Annotated in this window: 11 protein-coding genes and 1 CRISPR repeat array; of the genes, 7 read left to right on the top strand and 4 right to left on the bottom strand. The window is 39.6% G+C overall.

The window, feature by feature from the left end; all coding sequences use genetic code 11:
• Positions 1 to 249: 249 nt before the first annotated feature.
• Complete coding sequence (locus ACKTT2_RS19975; RefSeq protein WP_407890097.1) at positions 250 to 1,113, bottom strand: transposase family protein; 864 nt, start codon at positions 1,111 to 1,113, stop codon at positions 250 to 252.
• Positions 1,114 to 1,619: 506 nt separating this feature from the next.
• Here ACKTT2_RS19975 and ACKTT2_RS19980 point away from each other — a divergent pair.
• From ACKTT2_RS19980 to ACKTT2_RS19990, 3 genes are all read left to right on the top strand, one after another.
• Complete coding sequence (locus ACKTT2_RS19980) at positions 1,620 to 2,123, top strand: helix-turn-helix domain-containing protein (protein WP_407890099.1); 504 nt, start codon at positions 1,620 to 1,622, stop codon at positions 2,121 to 2,123.
• 2 nt (positions 2,124 to 2,125) lie between these two features.
• Positions 2,126 to 2,635 carry an IS630 family transposase gene (locus ACKTT2_RS19985; protein ID WP_500691390.1) on the top strand — a complete coding sequence of 170 codons (510 nt, stop codon included), beginning with the start codon at positions 2,126 to 2,128 and terminating at the stop codon, positions 2,633 to 2,635.
• Between the two features lie 142 nt (positions 2,636 to 2,777).
• Positions 2,778 to 3,391: direct repeats of the CRISPR family, unit length 37 nt; unit sequence GTTGCAATTTCACTTACTCCCTAATAGGGATTGAAAC.
• Positions 3,392 to 3,866: 475 nt separating this feature from the next.
• Positions 3,867 to 4,403, top strand: coding sequence for a universal stress protein (locus ACKTT2_RS19990; protein ID WP_407890101.1), 537 nt, complete (start codon positions 3,867 to 3,869; stop codon positions 4,401 to 4,403).
• Positions 4,404 to 4,670: 267 nt separating this feature from the next.
• Here ACKTT2_RS19990 and ACKTT2_RS19995 read toward each other — a convergent pair whose 3' ends face one another.
• Positions 4,671 to 5,495, bottom strand: a complete 825-nt coding sequence (locus ACKTT2_RS19995) for a uroporphyrinogen-III synthase (protein ID WP_407890102.1) — start codon at positions 5,493 to 5,495, stop codon at positions 4,671 to 4,673.
• A 251-nt stretch (positions 5,496 to 5,746) separates the two neighbouring features.
• Here ACKTT2_RS19995 and ACKTT2_RS20000 point away from each other — a divergent pair, with 251 nt between their 5' ends.
• Together ACKTT2_RS20000 and ACKTT2_RS20005 are read left to right on the top strand one after the other, a co-directional pair.
• Positions 5,747 to 7,162, top strand: coding sequence for a 1-acyl-sn-glycerol-3-phosphate acyltransferase (locus ACKTT2_RS20000; protein ID WP_407890104.1), 1,416 nt, complete (start codon positions 5,747 to 5,749; stop codon positions 7,160 to 7,162).
• A gap of 434 nt (positions 7,163 to 7,596) precedes the next feature.
• The gene (locus tag ACKTT2_RS20005) at positions 7,597 to 12,288 is read left to right on the top strand and encodes an nSTAND1 domain-containing NTPase (protein WP_407890106.1); all 4,692 of its coding nucleotides are present in this window, start codon (positions 7,597 to 7,599) and stop codon (positions 12,286 to 12,288) included.
• Positions 12,289 to 12,300: 12 nt separating this feature from the next.
• On the opposite strand, the gene ACKTT2_RS20010 is transcribed toward ACKTT2_RS20005, so the two are convergent.
• Together ACKTT2_RS20010 and ACKTT2_RS20015 are read right to left on the bottom strand one after the other, a co-directional pair.
• Positions 12,301 to 13,380, bottom strand: coding sequence for a DUF1822 family protein (locus tag ACKTT2_RS20010; protein ID WP_407890107.1), 1,080 nt, complete (start codon positions 13,378 to 13,380; stop codon positions 12,301 to 12,303).
• 103 nt (positions 13,381 to 13,483) lie between these two features.
• A complete protein-coding gene (locus tag ACKTT2_RS20015; protein ID WP_407890109.1) occupies positions 13,484 to 14,980 on the bottom strand; it encodes a hypothetical protein in 1,497 nt (498 codons plus the stop codon).
• A 719-nt stretch (positions 14,981 to 15,699) separates the two neighbouring features.
• On the opposite strand from ACKTT2_RS20015, the gene ACKTT2_RS20020 reads away from it, so the two are divergent.
• Together ACKTT2_RS20020 and ACKTT2_RS20025 are read left to right on the top strand one after the other, a co-directional pair.
• On the top strand, positions 15,700 to 16,233 hold the full coding sequence (locus tag ACKTT2_RS20020) for a helix-turn-helix domain-containing protein (RefSeq protein ID WP_407890112.1): 534 nt from the start codon (positions 15,700 to 15,702) through the stop codon (positions 16,231 to 16,233).
• Positions 16,234 to 16,646: 413 nt separating this feature from the next.
• On the top strand, positions 16,647 to 17,171 hold the full coding sequence (locus tag ACKTT2_RS20025) for a hypothetical protein (RefSeq protein ID WP_407890114.1): 525 nt from the start codon (positions 16,647 to 16,649) through the stop codon (positions 17,169 to 17,171).
• Positions 17,172 to 17,217 lie beyond the last annotated feature (46 nt).

Here is a 17,217-nt window from a genome sequence, read left to right on the forward strand (position 1 = left end):
TCCGAAAAATGCTAATACCCTTCTATCACTGGCTTTCAATCAGCGATCGCCAATTGCAAATATCAGCCACTCTCAACGCTAAAATCAGGGTTTGAGACAGTTTCTGTTGATAATAAGGTGAAAATAAGTATCCATGCACACTAATTTTGATGAGGGAAAAATCCCGCTATCTTATATTTATAAAACTAAGGCTCCTATTCGGAATCTTACCAGTCCACATATCGTCATAATTATTTTTTCGTATTTACTTTAATTTAATCTAAATCTTTCTGAAGCAATTCTAAATATCTTAATTACACGAATCAAATGTTCGACAAATATTCGTTCAGACGCTAGTTCTTTGTTTTGCTCTTTTTGTGACGGTGTTAACTCTCCTTTTTTCGCGAAGTCTTCCGGATAGAGTACTCTATCCGGAGAGCTTCGCGGCTTTTTCATGGAAGTATTAATTGATGGTTCTCCTTCATAACCTTTATCTCCTTTAAATTTTTGATGAGGATTAAATCCATTATTACTTGAGCGAAATAAAGTTATATCACTTTTTGGTCCAGGTTCTCCCGCGATTACATCAACAATATCTTGACCCTCAGGCAAAACAATAATTTGGTTTTTAAAAGTATGGTTTTTCTTCTTACCTGAATAATACTTTTTCTGCTCTTTATACTCCCCAGGTCTTTCCCTAGCCTGTTCACAGCTATCTACTATTAGTTCATACTCGGTTAAAACTTCTTGAACTATCTCATAATCACTTGCGTTTTTTTTTACCTGTTCAATTAAACTTGATGGCAAGAGTTCTTGTAGGACTGGAAACCAGTAGTTAAATGTATCATTTGCGGTTGATTCACTAACTCCAAACTGGATACCTAATAATTGAAATGTTGTGAAGTGTCTTAGGTATATCAAAGTTAAGAGAATTTGCTCCTCAATTGGTAACTTTACCTTACGACCACCCCCTTTATTTATGATTCTAACTTTCGAGGCTTCGATGTCCTGTTGCTTTTTATTATGTAAGGCGATCGCTTCGGAGATGAGTTGTTCTAACTGCTCATATTTTAGACCAACCAATCGTTGTGTTTCTTGAGGGTTGCTTTTAATGTAATCTAATACGTCACTCATGTTTTTTTGGTAAAAAGCTTATTTTATATTCTTTTATCATAGAAAGCTTCTATTGTGGAGATGTCTATTGTATACGGGCGGGGACGCCCGTACCACAAGAACCAAGAACTTTTACAAGAATATAGTATGGTTCAGAATATAGGATGGTTCAGAATATAGTATGGTTCTAGACCTTCTTGGAAACTTTTGTAAACATTGCAGCACCACCCAGTAAAGCAAAAACCAGTAACCCGAAGATGGAACTTGATTCAGGAACACTGGCAAATATGAGCTCTGCCGTAAACCTAACCCGACTACCAGGTGGATTGGTTGTCCTAAATGGATAAACTGTTTCACCAGGACGAATTACGCCTCCACTTTGGAACAACTTTTTGCGATCGCTGGATATTACAAGGCTGCTGAAAATATCAGAAAATGCGCTATCCCATATAGCATCCTCATCATACCAATTTAATATGAAGCTGCATATAATAGAGGAGTTGCAAACTTCATAAATTTAAGTCTTTATGAGCCGCCCGTTTAGGATTGAGATTACACAGAGCGAAGAGGAACTGAAAAAACGCCTACAGACAGCCACCGTGGGAAGCCAAAAAGAAAAACTACAGATGTTGTGGTGGTTAAAGAGTGGGCAGGTAAAGGAACAACAGGAAATAGGGAAACGCTTGGCTAGAGATACTTCAACAGTCACAAGATGGTTACAGCAATACCGTTTGGGCGGACTTTCGAGCTTATTGGAAATCAAGAAGGCACCAGGGGCAAGTCGAAAAATCAGTGATGATGCGATCGCCGCGCTTAAACACAAGTTGGAAACAGGAGAAGGATTTAGTAGTTACGGTGCCATCGTAGAATGGTTAAAACAAGAACATGGGCTTGATATTGAATATGGAACAGTTTATGCATGGGTTCGATATAGATTTGGTGCAAAACTAAAAGTACCACGCCCACAAAGCTACAAGCAGGACGAAAAACTGATATCTGAGTTTAAAAAAAACTCGGTGCAATTCTACTAAGTCTGGAAACACTTTTAGCACAAGGTTCGTGTGTCCACTACCTATGTCAGGATGAAACTAGGGTTGGGCTGAAAACTCTAACAGGAAAAGTGATTACGGCTTCAGGAATCAAACCCACTGTCGAGGTTAAATGGGAACGGGAAAATTTTTGGATTTATGGTGCAATTGAACCTTTAACAGGAAAGCATTTCCAGCATGAATATCCAAAACTTAATGGCGAATATTTTCAACAGTTCTTGGACTGGTTATCCCAGCAGTTAGGCTCTGATTATGCAATTTTACAGATTGACCAAGCCTCTGCTCATACTAGTTCTGCGATTCGTTGGCCGGAAAATATTATCCCTCTGCTTCAACCACCCCATTCACCCGAACTCAATCCAATCGAAAGGCTTTGGCAATTTCTGAAAAAACCACTCAAAAATGAACTGTTCTCTTCAATACAAAATTTACGCGATACGGCTTCAGCCGTTAGCGCTTACGCTATCGCATCCAGGAAATATTCAATCAACTGACACTTGAGCAGGTAATGTCTGTTTCCTCCTATAACTTTATTTTAGAAGCTCTTTTCTATGCAGCTTCATATTAAATTGGTATTACTCCCTAATAGGGATTGAAACCAGAGGCAGCATAGCGCGATCGCAGAACTGCAATGTCGTTGCAATTTCACTTACTCCCTAATAGGGATTGAAACCTGTCATCCACGGTTCTAAATATCTATTTACAACTGTTGCAATTTCACTTACTCCCTAATAGGGATTGAAACACAGATCCCAAGAAATACGCTCAACAGGAGCAAAAGTTGCAATTTCACTTACTCCCTAATAGGGATTGAAACCACCAAGCTGCCAACTTTCGCAAAGGCTAAATTAGGTTGCAATTTCACTTACTCCCTAATAGGGATTGAAACTTGCTCAAACGCTAAACCTCCCAGCGCTTGCAAGTTGCAATTTCACTTACTCCCTAATAGGGATTGAAACATAAGCATAAGTTAGCAAACTTAGTCTCCAAATACGTTGCAATTTCACTTACTCCCTAATAGGGATTGAAACTTCTGATGATAAGCCTGTAACAGAAATAAAAAAAACTGGTTGCAATTTCACTTACTCCCTAATAGGGATTGAAACGTGTAACGTTATGTTGTAAAGAACAGCCTATTAAACTTGCAATTTCACTTACTCCCTATTAGGGATTGAAAGCTTGCTGTTTTAGTTTTTGTTGCTCTGTGTAAACTATTGCAATTTCACTTACTCCCTATTAGGGATTGAAACAGTGCGACTCGTTTTAGAGTAAAAATACATAAGTATATATGAGGTAGAAATTTATCTGCGTCCATCAGCTACAGGCTGCGGTTAGTTCAATATCCTGTACCTTACAAAAGTGGGAATTGCTATAAAGGTAATTCCAATATTATTTAGGAGAATTAGCTTTTAATTTGCTTTTCGAGAACGGGCGAGGACGCCCGTCCCACAAGAGTTGGTTTGACTGAGGCGGTGCAAGTTAAAGAATTCTTATCTTACTGAACCATATTGGCTCACAAGTTCCTCACAAGTTTTGATTAAACTCAAAAATATAAATCATAGCCTTCGTTTTTAACAATCATTCGTTATTGGCGATTAGCTATTACCTTCACTCGTACAAAAGTTTAACTCTCCATCTGTTAAAATGTGATTTTTTCATGAGTTTTAACATACCTAACAATTTTGGAGATAGTATAATTTCCTAATTGAATTCCTGGGGGTTGATATGTTTAAAAAGATTTTAGTTGCATTAGATCGTTCTGAAAGTCACAAACAAATTTTTGAACGAGGGTTAACCCTAGCACAGTTGACTGGTGCTAGTTTAATGCTGCTGCATGTTTTATCGGCAGAAGAAAAGGACAGCCCAGAACTGCCCATGTTTTCCACTTTTGATTACTCGTCAGGAGTATCAGTTCGAGCTTTAGAATTTTACCAACAGCAGTGGAATGAGTTTGAACAAGATAGTATAAAAATGTTGCGCTCGCTCTGCGCTCAAGCAAATACAGTAAGTATCAACACTGAATTTACACAAAATTTTGGCAGTCCAGGTCGAGTCATTTGCAATTTAGCTCGTAATTGGAATGCTGACTTAATCGTCCTTGGTCGTCGAGGTCGTTCTGGTTTAACGGAATTCTTTCTTGGTAGCGTCAGTAATTATGTTCTTCACCATGCTCCTTGTTCAGTTCATGTCGTACATCTTCCACTAAATATTCAAGCAACAGAAGTTGTACAAGAAACCAACAGTGTTTCTAGTGCTAGTTAATATATAGCAATCCTAAATTATTTATAAACAATTTTAAGTACTGTAGGTAGGGCTATGCCGCACAAAAGCTTCAGTGGTGCGCAATGCCCACCCTACGGGTATTTTATAAATCAAATAGGATTGCTATACTAGTCCGCGTAGGCGGACTTTCTTTGTATAGTAGCGAATTATATTCGCCCAGGACTTTTAAAACTGGATAAAAAACTTGGTGGTGGGCATTGCCCACCCTACTAGTTATTTATAAATTAGATAGGATTGCTGTAGACTTTATATTTTATTTTCTCGATTCAAAAACAATGCGATCGCATCCGTAAACCCTGCAAAAGAACTATAATCTTGAGAAACGATAGACACCTCCAATCCTAATTTTTTGGCATTAGCTGCTGTGTAAGGTCCAAAACAAGCTATAACACAATTTTCATAATCACTTTTTGAAGGAAACATTTTTAAAAAACCCATAATTTCAGCAGTACTGCTAAAAGCGATCGCGTCTATTTTACCCTGCCGAATCAAACCTAATTCAACCTCATAAACAGTTTTTTCCAGACAGCGAGTCATGTAAGTTGGAACGCGAGTCACATTCATTCCCAACTGTTTCAACCCTGCAATAAAATTGGGAACTACATTCGGTTCTGGTACGTCCAAAACTTCAGGAACAGGTACAAGGACGGTTTGTTTAGCAATATTAGGAATTTGAGCTAACTCAGCAACAATTCCTGCTGGACTGGGTTCTTTTGGAACTATATCAACCTTAACCCCGAAAGCAGCTAATTTTTCCGAATCTATGCCTATGGCACACAAACGGCACTTTGCCAATACCAAAGGGTTGATTTGTAACTCATCCAAACGTTGGAAAAATGCCTCAATTCCATTTCTACTAGTAAAAGCAATCCAATCAAATTGCTCGATTTTTTGTAATGCTATATCTAATTGAGTAAAATTTTCTAAGGGACAAGTTTCTATAGTTGGCATGAGCAATGGTAAAGCACCTTGGTTCACAAGCTGGTTAGATAATCTCAAAGCGTAGTTCCGAGGTGCAGTGACGAGAATTCGCTTCCCGTGTAAGGGAAGTTGAGTAGATGATGTTAGCAAGATAACCTCTAAAAAATATGAAGTATAAAGGATAAATAATTTCTACTAGATAAAGATGGTCTATTTCGGATACAGTGTAGAGACCCACTTCATCCTTCACACTTTATCTTTTATCCTTCTTCTGTTTTAGCACTAATTTTTTGATACAGTATGAAGTATAAAGGATAAAAGATTTTACTAAATAAAGCAGATCTAATTTAAAACTATATCCTTATATTTATATCTTTTGGAAGATAACCAGGAGAGCTATTTTGCCCCATCCCATTCAACTTGCTCAACCACCACTAAAGTTTATTCCACCGCACTACAATCCACTTGTACGCTCTATGATGCAAGTGATTTTACCCGTTGTGCTGCGCTTAAGGTTGCGACCCTGGTTACCAACTGGTATCGCCCAAGTTGAAACTGCAAATGTTGAGGTGTTAACCAAACTGTACCAACAATTTCAAGCTGGGACAATCCGCTTTTTAATTGCCTTTCGCCATCCTGAAGTGGACGATCCTTTATGTATGTTTCATCTAGTATCCAAAGCCGTACCGGAAATTGCTCGTCAAAAAGGGATTTCGCTGCAATATCCAATCCACTCTCACTTTATTTACGAGAGGGGAATGACTTTATGGGCGGGGAATTGGTTGGGTTGGCTGTTTTCCGGATTGGGAGGCTTACCAATCCATAGAGGTAAGCGATTGGATAGAGTTGGGATGAAGACAGCACGAGATTTATTTGCTAATGGTAAAATTCCCATTTCTGTCGCACCTGAAGGAGGAACTAACGGACACAGTGAAATTGTCAGCCCTCTAGAACCAGGTGTCGCTCATATGGGCTTTTGGTGCGTGGAAGACTTGCTCAAAGCCAATCGGACTGAAGAGGTTTTTATAGTACCAGTTTACAATCAATATAGCTACATCAATCCGTCTTGGAAAAAACTAGATTGGCTTTTAGGAAAGTTGGAAGCCGATTGCGGTTTACCAGTGCAGCACATGAGCCAAGAAAATCTTGTTGACCGAGAAAAGTTTTTCTATGAAAGACTGTTTCATCTCGGCGAACATATTCTTTCACAAATGGAAAAGTTTTACGATCGCTTTTACCACCAAGACAGGACTGTCTCAACACCGAGCGATCCATCTGTTAGCCGCAATCAGATTCTCGCAGATCGTCTTCAAACATTATTAGATAGATCCCTAAAAGCAGCCGAGCAGTTTTTTGGTCTTGACAGCGAAGGAACCATAATTGACCGATGTCGTCGATTGGAAGCAGCATCTTGGGATGACATTTACCGCAAAGATTTGCCCGATTTACAGACACTATCACCCTTAGAACAGGGTTTAGCAGACTGGATTGCGGAAGAAGCATCTCTGCGAGTCCTGCATATGCGTTTGGCAGAAAGTTTTATTGCTGTTACGGGAAGTTATGTTTTGGAAAAGCCTTCTTTTGAGAGATTTGCAGAAACTTCTCTCATCTTATTTGACTTAATCGCTCGCATAAAAGGAGAGAAAAGCCCCGCACGCCCTCGACTAGGTTGGAGAAAATCTCGGATAACAGTGGGCGAACCGATTTCTGTTACAGAACGTTGGTCTAGTTATCAGAAAAGCCGTCAAGCAGCTAGACAAGCAGTTATTGATTTGACCCAAGATTTACAAACGGCGTTGGAGAAAATGATTGCTTGAGTTTTTTACTCGATTGGTTTTTCGACTCATGGTGGGTATAGCAAGATACAGGTTTCTGCCAGGAACCATGAGGTGTGGTGGATGTATCAGTTGTGAGGACTATAGCGGTTTTCACTCTTATTGAAGTACAGATTTATCCGCGTTCGTCTGCTACAGGCTGCGGTTCCATAACTTTTTATATGTATTGCACCAATTGAAAACCGCTATATACGTTCCTCCGGGGTTGGGGGGATCTGCAAAGCGTGAAATCCCTAAAATATCGTTGAGGTTGCGTAAGTCCTGAAAGTGTATTTACTTTTCAAATAGTATTTTCTACGAAATTAAGATTTTTGTAGTTGTAGCTATGTATGAGATTGGATAAAAGAGTGAGATCGCCGCACTAAGCTTTTTTTCAAACGTGATGGTGTAGGTGAACTAATCTAAGGTGGTGATTTATGGAAATATGGGTAAATTTGGAGTTTAGTGATGGGAACTTTGAGTGCGGATTTAGTAAAATTAAACTTAAGGTGATGGTAGCAAATGTACAGGATAATATCACACAACTAGAAGTACAATTACCCTCAGATACAGAAATTGTAGTTTTTTATCAACGTTGGAAAGAGCAATACTACTCGTTACTAAACTATTCTAGAAGCAAGTTTAAAAATAACCAAGTCACTCATATATCCAAACAGAATTGTTATGATTCGGCTCAACGTTTGTGCCATCAACTTCATCAGTGGCTTTACCCCATTCAGTTAAAATTAGAGCAAACATTGCCACAAAATTCTCAGACGGAAATTCGTCTGGTTATCCACACTGAGAAAATTACATCCCTAGCAATCAAGGACATTTTACATCGACTCCCTTGGCAAGAATGGAATTTTTTGGCTCAAAAGTTTTTCTGTGAAGCGGCTGTTTGTTTTCACTCTTCTGTTGCAAGTACTGCGACATTGGAAGAATCATCGACTTCTGGTAAAATTAGAAGAGCTAGGATTATCAGTATTTTTGGAGACAGCACAAATATTGATACGAGTGTAGATAAAGAATTACTTGAAAAATTGAAGAAACGGTCGGTAGAACTCATCGTTCTTGTAGAACCAAATCGTTCCAATTTTAATACGCTTTGGGAAGAATCATGCGATATTCTGTTTTTTGCCGGTCATAGCGAAACAAAAGGTGATGGTCAAACAGGCGTAATAAATATTAATCCTAATGATAGTTTAAGTTTGGCAGAAATTAAAAGAACATTGAGGGCAGCTATTAACAAAGGTTTAAAATTAGCCATCTTCAATTCCTGCAATGGTCTAGGTTTGGCAAGACAATTAGCAGATTTAAATTTACCTTATATTATTGTCTGGCGCGAAGAAGTCCCAGATAAGTTAGCACAAAAGTTCCTCCAATATTTTTTAAGTTCTTTTTCACAAGGTGAATCTTTGTTTAATTCAGTTCGACAAGCAAGAGATAAGCTGAAAGAACTTGCAGACGACAAAGATATTGAGAAGCGGTTACCGGGGGTAAGCTGGTTACCAATTATCTGTCAAAATACAACCGATCTGCCACCGAGTTGGGAAGATTTGGGAGGGCTTTCTGGTGAACTTCCTGATTGTCCCTATCAAGGCTTATCGGCGTTTCAGAAGGAACATGCAGATTTCTTTTTTGGTAGGGAGAAGTTTATTGCTTCTTTAGTGGAAACCGTCAACAGAAATCCGCTAGTTCCTGTGGTTGGCGCTTCTGGAAGTGGGAAGTCGTCTGTGGTGTTTGCAGGGTTGATTAACCGTTTACAAGCTGCTGGCAATGTAGAGATAATTAGTTTTCGTCCGGGGAAAAATCCGTTTGATGCTTTGGCTGTAGCGTTGAGCAAATATTGCAAGTCTGTGGTACGAGGACAAACAGAAGTATCAGGAGAAACTGCTAGTAGGTTAGCGGAACTAGAACTTGAGGTAAACCTGCGACAGGATGAGACAGTATTACATCATTTTCTTGAAAATATTATTGACTCCTTAGGATATCGGCGTTTAGTGTTAGTGGCAGACCAGTTTGAAGAACTTTACACTCTTGCTGACCGGGAAGAACGCCACAGTTTTTTAAAGTCACTGCTTTTGCCTGTAAGATATGCTCGGGCGTTTTCGCTGGTGTTGACGCTGCGTGCGGATTTTTTGGGAATTGTGCTTGACGATCGCTCAATGGGAAAGGCTTTGCAACAATATACCCCATTGTTACTGACGGCGATGGACGCAGAAGAATTACGAGATGCGATTGAAAAACCAGCTTTAAAGATGAAGGTGGAACTAGAGGAGGGGTTAACAAGTAAACTCATTAATGATGTGGGCGATCGCCCAGGTCGTTTACCAATGCTGGAGTTTGCTTTAACTCAGCTTTGGTCAAAACAGGAAAATTGGTATTTGACTCATAAGGCTTATGAAGAAATTGGCGGGTTAGAAAAAGCTTTAGCAAAACACGCTTCGTTCGTATTAAAAAACCTATCTGAGGAAGAGAAACAACAAGCACAAAGAGTATTTATTCAGTTAGTGCGTCCAGGGGAAGGAACAGAAGACACCAAGTGTGTAGCAACTCGCAACGAAGTGGGAAAGGAAAATTGGGGTTTAGTCAAACGTTTAGCTGATGAACGTTTAGTGGTGACTGGGTGGGATGAAACTGAGAAAATAGAAACAGTAGAAATCGTCCATGAAGCATTAATTCGGGAATGGAGAACTCTGCGGGAATGGATAACAACTAACCGTGAGTTTCGCATTTGGCAAGAAAGACTCAAGCAAGAAATGCGTGACTGGGAAAATAGCGATCGCAATCCAGAAGCCTTATTGCAAAAAACGCGGCTAGCAGTAGCAGAAGATTGGTACAAACAACGCAAAGATGAACTAACACCACAAGGGCGAAGTTTTATTATCGCTAGCATTAAATGGCGCAAACAAGAGCAGCAAAAACAGAGACACAGACGACAGCTAACTATTTTGGGGCTTACTGGTGTTTCGCTGGTAGCTTTGATACTAGCTGGGGCAGCTTGGTGGCAATGGCAGAATTCAGTTCGTAGCGAAATCAAAGCGATTAGTGAATCCTCAGCAGCATTGTTTGCTTCAAATCAAAAGTTGGACGCGCTGAGAGAAGCAATTAGGGCGAGACGAAAACTGCAAAATTTAGGAAGTGTGGATGCCGACACTGAGAATAAAGTTAAATTAGTGCTACAGCGAGCAGTTTATGGGGCAGTTGAGTCCAATCGTTTGGAAGGACATAGCGGTGAAGTTAAGAGCGTAGTTTTCAGCCCAGATGGTAATACGCTTGCCTCGACGAGTAACGATAAAACCGTCAGACTTTGGAAGCGTGACGGCACGTTGCTGACTATCCTTAAGGGGCATCGCGCCGGGGTTTCAGATGTTGCTTTCAGCCCTGACGGTCAAACTCTAGCTTCAGCTAGTGAAGATAAGACAGTGAAACTCTGGAAGCGCGACGGTACGTTGCTGGCTACTCTTGAGGGGCATAGCGCTGTCGTTTTAAATGTTGCTTTCAGCCCTGATGGTAAGACTTTAGCTTCAACAAGTGACGATCGGACTGTCAAACTTTGGAGAGTGTCGCGTAAGACAGCTATTTTATTGACTACCCTTAAGGGACATGAAGCTCCGGTTAACGCAGTTGCTTTCAGTCCCGACGGGAATACTATTGCCTCGGCGAGTGCAGACAAAACCGTCAAACTCTGGAAGCGGGACGGTACGTTCTTGACCACGGTTACTCGGCATAACGATACAGTTTGGGATGTTGCAATCAGCCCTGATGGGAACACAATTGCCTCGGCGAGTGCAGACAATACTGTCAAGCTCTCCAATAAGGAGGGCAAGTTGCTGAAAACTCTGGAGGGGCATCAAGCTTCCGTTTCGGGAGTTGCTTTCAGCCCTGACGGTAAAACTCTAGCTTCGGCAAGTTGGGACAACACTGTCAAGCTCTGGAACAAGGAAGGCACCTTGTTGACTACGCTTAACGGACATAGCGACAGGGTTTGGAAAGTCACTTTTAGCCCCGACAGCAAGATTTTAGCCTCGGCAAGTGGAGATGAAACGATTAAATTCTGGAAACTAGACAATGCGTTGCTAACTACCCTTCAAGGTCACAGCGCTCCAGTTATTGGAGTTGCGATCGGTCCTGACGGTAAGACGGTTGCCTCAGCAAGTGACGATGGAACCGTCAAACTCTGGACTCAGGATCGCACGTTACCCCTTACGCTTAACCATAAACCAGCAGTTTACCGAGTCGCTTTCAGTCCCGACAGTAGTACGATCGCTTCGGTGGGTATGGACAAAACGGTCAAATTATGGAACAAAAATGGCACATTACTAAATACTCTTAAAGGACACACAGCAGGAAATTGGGGAGTTGTTTTTAGTCCCGACGGGAACACGATCGCCTCGGCGGGTTGGGACAAAACAGTCAAACTGTGGAACAAAAACGGTACGGAACTTAGGACTCTTAAGGGGCATCAAGAGCCTATTTGGGATGTTGCCATAAGCCCTGACAGCAATACAATCGCCTCAGCTAGTGGAGACATGACAGTCAAGCTCTGGAAGCGAGACGGCACGTTACTGGATACTCTTAAAGGACACAAAGCTGGGATTTGGGGAGTTGCTTTCAGCCCTGACGGTAATATAATCGCCTCAGCTAGTGAAGATAAGACGATAAAACTTTGGAAGCGAGACGGTGAGTCAGAGTCACGGGCGGGTATCTCTCCTTCGGGTAGCGTCTCCGTCAGGGGAAGGATGACTTTGCTAAGCACTCTTGTGGGACATCAATCTATAGTCTTTGGAGTGGCTTTTAGCCCTGACGGTAAGATTCTAGCTTCGGCAAGTGCAGACATGACTGTTAAACTGTGGAACGTGGAGACAGGTAAATTACCCGTTTTACTGGCTACTCTCAATGGGCATAACAGTAGAGTTTGGGATGTTGCTTTCAGCCCTGATGGCAAAACTCTCGCCTCAGCTGGCGAGGACAAGACAGTCATTTTATGGAATTTAGATCGTGTTGTCGATCCAAATAAGATACTAGCGTATGGTTGTGACTGGGCGCGAGATTATCTGAAAACTAATGCCAATGTGAGTGAGAGCGATCGCACTTTGTGTGATGGTATCGCAATTCAAAGGTAAGTTATAAAAAATTTACAACAAAAAATTTTCAGTAATTACAGCATTCTTGTAGCTGACTTCAACCTTAAATTGTTTACCTGGAGCTTCACTAAATTCTAACTGAATGGCATTATCAGCTTTCCTCGCAGTGACTTCCTGACTTTCTGACTCAGAAGTGTTAGGATTAAGAGTCACTTTCAGCTTCAACGCCGACGGTAGATATTCCTCATTTCTAAGTAACTCGTTGTAAGGAATAACCTGTACGAGCACATCGATTTCATTATCTTTCAACCCTTTTATATTGATAATTAAAGCTAATTTTTGCCCGTTTATTAATAGTCCAAAATCGATTTGTTTCACCCCACAACATATATACATTGACTGACTTCTTACAGAACCCCAAGCATAGTTACTATCGAGCGTATTCAGAATATCTTTGGTGGATTGCCAACCTTCTTCAAAAACTCCAAACCACCAATTCCTCACGTTTACTATCGCTTTATTAACGATGCTTTTAGTCTGGCTTAGACTTTGTATATCTGTACGAACGACCTCATTGACTGATGGTAAATGAATAGCATTTGGTGACAAGAAACACGAGTATAACAATAGGTTATTTACCTCAAAATCAAAATAAGAAAGCGGTATATGATAACAACAATCGCATCGATTCTCACAATTCATTGAGTGGCAATATTTCACGATTTTGTCGTAACGAAAAAAACCATGTATAGTTAATTTTTCCTCCTCTTCTAACACCTCAATTAATACATAAAAATGAGCAATTTTTTCTGGAGAATTTATGACTTCTTTTGGTACAGAAACAAACTCATCAATTAGGCGATCGACACTAATTAAGCAAAGCTTAAATCCACTTAAACTTAGATGATAAACAACATCGATCGCATGAGTGCTGTCCGAGCTAAATATCGAATAGTTGTCTCGATTAATTTTGACATCTGGAATTCGTTCTCTCAACCATTCTTCAAAACCAAGTAGTGCTAATGCATTTAAATAAATTGTCCACTGGTATGTTTCGCTCAAGTTGCGATCGCTAATTTCTTTCGCTAACTCAAAATGTTCCGGTTCCAGCCAAATAACTTTTGGTGACAATTCTTGTTTCCTAGACCTTGAATAAACAGAAGTGTTAATCATATATTAGCTCATTGTTCCTATAGTAAACTACAAAAAAAGTCTTTTTTGGGAAATAATTGGTTCAGGCTGCTTCTTTAATTGAATTATTAAGATAGCGGCGTATTATTTGAGCAAATAAACTGTTTTTTTTCTGTTTTTTACCGCTTATAATTTCAGCGCGTGCAGCCGTGAATGTTTTATTCAAAGCATAATTTCTAATTTCTTCAGCAACATTTTTTAGATAGTCTGGGCTAGTACAAATTGTTGTTACTCGATATCTGTTTGGCAATTTGGAAATTTTATCAAGAAATTTTTTTTCGGTTCTATACTGAACATTATCTAGTAAATTTTCTAATTTAAATATCCGTCTAGCTTGACACCAATGTATACCCCACAATTTAGCAATATCCCCTAAAGATTTATCTTCTTGATAGTAAAGTAACAAGCCTTTATGGAATTGTTGAGCAAAACTTTTGTAACCTTTGCTTTTTCTTAAATCTTCAATTTTTTGGCGAATCACTTCTGAGAGCGCTTCATATAAGACTTCTTCAAATAAAACATGACAATCCTCTTTCAATTGCTCTAATTCAATCTCCTCTAGTGCGGTATCAGTGTAATAACCTAATTCTAAATTGGGAACAGAATCATTACTAGAGTTATCATACATTTCTATAGATATTGTTTTAGGACTACCTGTTTTCTTATAAAACGTGTCCTGACGTAAGATTTCTGCGATTCTTTTGAGATGGCAAATTAGTTTTCTCTGAGAATGAATGATATTTCGTCGCCGCAACAAATCGCACATCTCCTGCAGTTGATTTAGCGTAGGTTCAGAACAACGTCCTTTTTCACGTGAGTTGCGTCTGTCTCGGCGATAGACTGCATGAAATGCCTCTAAAATTTCTCGGTCACCTTTTTCAAGATGCGATTCCAAAGAACGGGGAATATGTTTACATAATAATGCCCAGTCACTAGGACTTCCTACCCCCAACTCCCACAACAGAAATAACCTTAAATTTTGATTTTGTTGGGTCAGTCTCCAAGTCCAATTATCTAAACTTTCACTAAAACTTAAGGTTGGATTAAATTTCCGCAAAATTTCAACGCTAAAAAACTCTCCTCCTCTAGCTATTGGTCGAGTTGTGTCATTATGATTCAAGATAAGTTGAGTTTGCTCTTCACTATCCCACAGCACCAGTTCTCTACCATCGTCATTTAAAACGAATGGAAGCAAATCAATATAGCTGAAAGGCTTCTCAACTTCGGGTCTACAGGTGTGAGGAATTTTTTTACAGCTCATGAGAATTATCTGAGATACATAGCATCTCAGACAAAGCCCAGCAAAAGCGCGATCGCGGATATCGGAAGCTGAGCGAAAAAGTTTCCACACAACAGCTTGAACATGCCTGTTTTCTTCTGACGATAGTGTGCGTTGGCTGGTTAAGTTGGGAAATTGTATCCTAAAAAACTCCTGTGCTAAGTGGATTATTTTGGGTTTGTAGCCGTCTTTTAGCTGATTATTTTCCACTTTAGGAGAATCAATAATCCACATTATCCAGTATCTTGACGGTGCTACCATAGGTTTTAAAATTACCTTGTTTCTCATCAAACACGAAATCAACAGCGAACTTATTTCACCAGAAACCATTTTTTACCAATGTTCTGGAGAGGTACATATATATATATGGTTTGGTTTTGTGAACTTATACAGATGACTCAGGAACTGTATCACTTCGGGGCTACCACGCTCCCGTTTCAGGACTTTTACGGCTGTTGGTGACACCGGGTGCTATTGGACGATATTCGGTTAACACGACCTATCAAGTGTATAAGTCGATTGAACTTGAATGTATCTAAAAATAGAAGCAGGAAAAACAAGCAATTACCTAAAGCTTCTCCCTGTGCTCAAAACAACAGATCCAATTCTAGTTTTTCTGTCAAACTGGCTGATTTTATAATCCAGCACCTGATGCTGTAAGCCAGTCGTAGTGTCATCTTGCCAATTTTCGGATAGATCTAATCTTTTTCAGGAATGATTACCTAGCCTTCAGACCAATGACTAGCTTAATCAATCCTAGAATTTCTTAACTTAAGAGGATGTTTGAAAAGTTCTTTTATCAGTAGCAAAACATTCAAGATCCCCCTAAATCCCCCTTAATAAGGGGGACTTTAAGAATATTTTCCCCCCTTTTTAAGGGGGGCTAGGGGGGATCGATGAGTGCCTAAAATCACAGCCTACCACTTTTCAAACAACCTCTAAAAGGTTCTTGAGTCTATTAAATATTAGTAGGAGGGCAAATGACAGATATTTTAATGACAGATATTTTAGTAACCGATGCTAATCTTGAAACTAAAAAACTATTAATGGAATGTTTAGAGACAGCAGGATTTGAAGTGATTTTTACAGATAAGAGTCTTGTTCGCGTTCATCTTGCACTGGAAAATTCTTCTATTACTGAGTCTAGTAAAAAATCAAATACTCAAGAGTTCATATTTCCATCCATTCCCAAATTACGTGAAGTCTTTGAGTTCATTGAATTGAATTATTGTCAGAGTATTAGCCTGAAAGAAGTAGCTCAAGCAGTTGGCTATTCCTCAGCTTACTTAACAGACTTAGTGCGAAGACTAACTGGAAAAACTGTCAATGATTGGATTATTGAGCGTCGGATAGCTCAAGCATGCATCTTATTGTTAGAAACTAATGGCTCCGTTAATCAGATTGCTTTAGAAGTCGGCTATCAAAATATCAATCATTTCTATTCTCAGTTTCGTAATTATCATAAAACTACCCCTCATGCTTGGAGAGAAGCACAACGCTGTAAAAAGCAGTAAGCGATCGCTTACTGCTTTTGATTTACATATAGGAATCCTATTTGATTTTTGCAACATACGTAGGGTGGGCAATGCCCACCGAAAGCTATATTTGGTGGGCATTGCCCACCCTACAGTACTTATAAATCATTTATGATTCCTATAGTGCTGAATATCTAAAAATAGTTAAATACCTGTTTTGTTAATACCTAAAAATAGTTAATTAGCAATCAAATAAATTAAGAATACTATTGATATTAGGAAAGAACGAAAGGAATTGCTCTCAAAGCAAAGTCTTTTTTTTCAATTAAATTAGTTAGAAATAAATGCAAAAACAAAATTTTTTAACGCATATTTTTTCAACTAATTTAATGATAACTTTCCGCAAACGAAACCTTCTAAACAAGAAAACTCAAATTCTGAAAGGAGAAATCATGGCAACTCGTACAGTAACAACAAATGGTGTAAATGAACAGATGGAATTATTATCAGAGGCAGATGTAGAATTATTTTCCGAGGCAGATGTAGAAAGCATTGAAACTGAGTCTTTAGAAGCAGAGATTGAATCTCAGCTAGAGGAAACTCTTGAGAGTGTATCTTTTGAAACTGTAGCTGAAGATGTAGAGGCTTACATGGAGGGAGACCTAGAACGTTTTACTCCCAGCAGATATGCGAATCGACAGCAGACAAAAGTGTTTGCAGCCTTAATCAAAAATGCAGTGAAAAAAATCGCTAGCAACCCGAGAACTCGTGCCAAACTGCAAGCGGCTTGTCGCAAAGGTCCTAATGCTGTTACCCAACTGTTGACTCCAATCGTTACTAAGAGATTACCAACCTATTTTAGATGGATGCCTACCACCTACGTTCGTCCAATTGTAACTCGCCTTTTCCCTGCTATTTGTAAACAAGCTGGGTTGAAATCAGGAGAAATGCCAGCAGCATTTGTAGGGTGGAATTAATCTTTTTAGTCTTGTCTCAATCAACTGGTAAGGGGTGACAAATGCT

The sequence above is a fragment of the Scytonema hankhaensis NUACC26 genome, from assembly GCF_045865695.1.
Lineage (GTDB): Bacteria > Cyanobacteriota > Cyanobacteriia > Cyanobacteriales > Nostocaceae > Scytonema.

Bases quoted from the DNA above. Each gene is read 5' to 3' on its own strand.
- ACKTT2_RS19980 (WP_407890099.1), top strand. From the start codon at position 1,620: ATGAGCCGCCCGTTTAGGATTGAGATTACACAGAGCGAAGAGGAACTG.
- ACKTT2_RS19990 (WP_407890101.1), top strand. From the start codon at position 3,867: ATGTTTAAAAAGATTTTAGTTGCATTAGATCGTTCTGAAAGTCACAAA.
- ACKTT2_RS20005 (WP_407890106.1), top strand. From the start codon at position 7,597: ATGGAAATATGGGTAAATTTGGAGTTTAGTGATGGGAACTTTGAGTGC.
- ACKTT2_RS20015 (WP_407890109.1), bottom strand. From the start codon at position 14,980: ATGGTAGCACCGTCAAGATACTGGATAATGTGGATTATTGATTCTCCT.
- ACKTT2_RS19975 (WP_407890097.1), bottom strand. From the start codon at position 1,113: ATGAGTGACGTATTAGATTACATTAAAAGCAACCCTCAAGAAACACAA.
- ACKTT2_RS20025 (WP_407890114.1), top strand. From the start codon at position 16,647: ATGGCAACTCGTACAGTAACAACAAATGGTGTAAATGAACAGATGGAA.
- ACKTT2_RS20020 (WP_407890112.1), top strand. From the start codon at position 15,700: ATGACAGATATTTTAATGACAGATATTTTAGTAACCGATGCTAATCTT.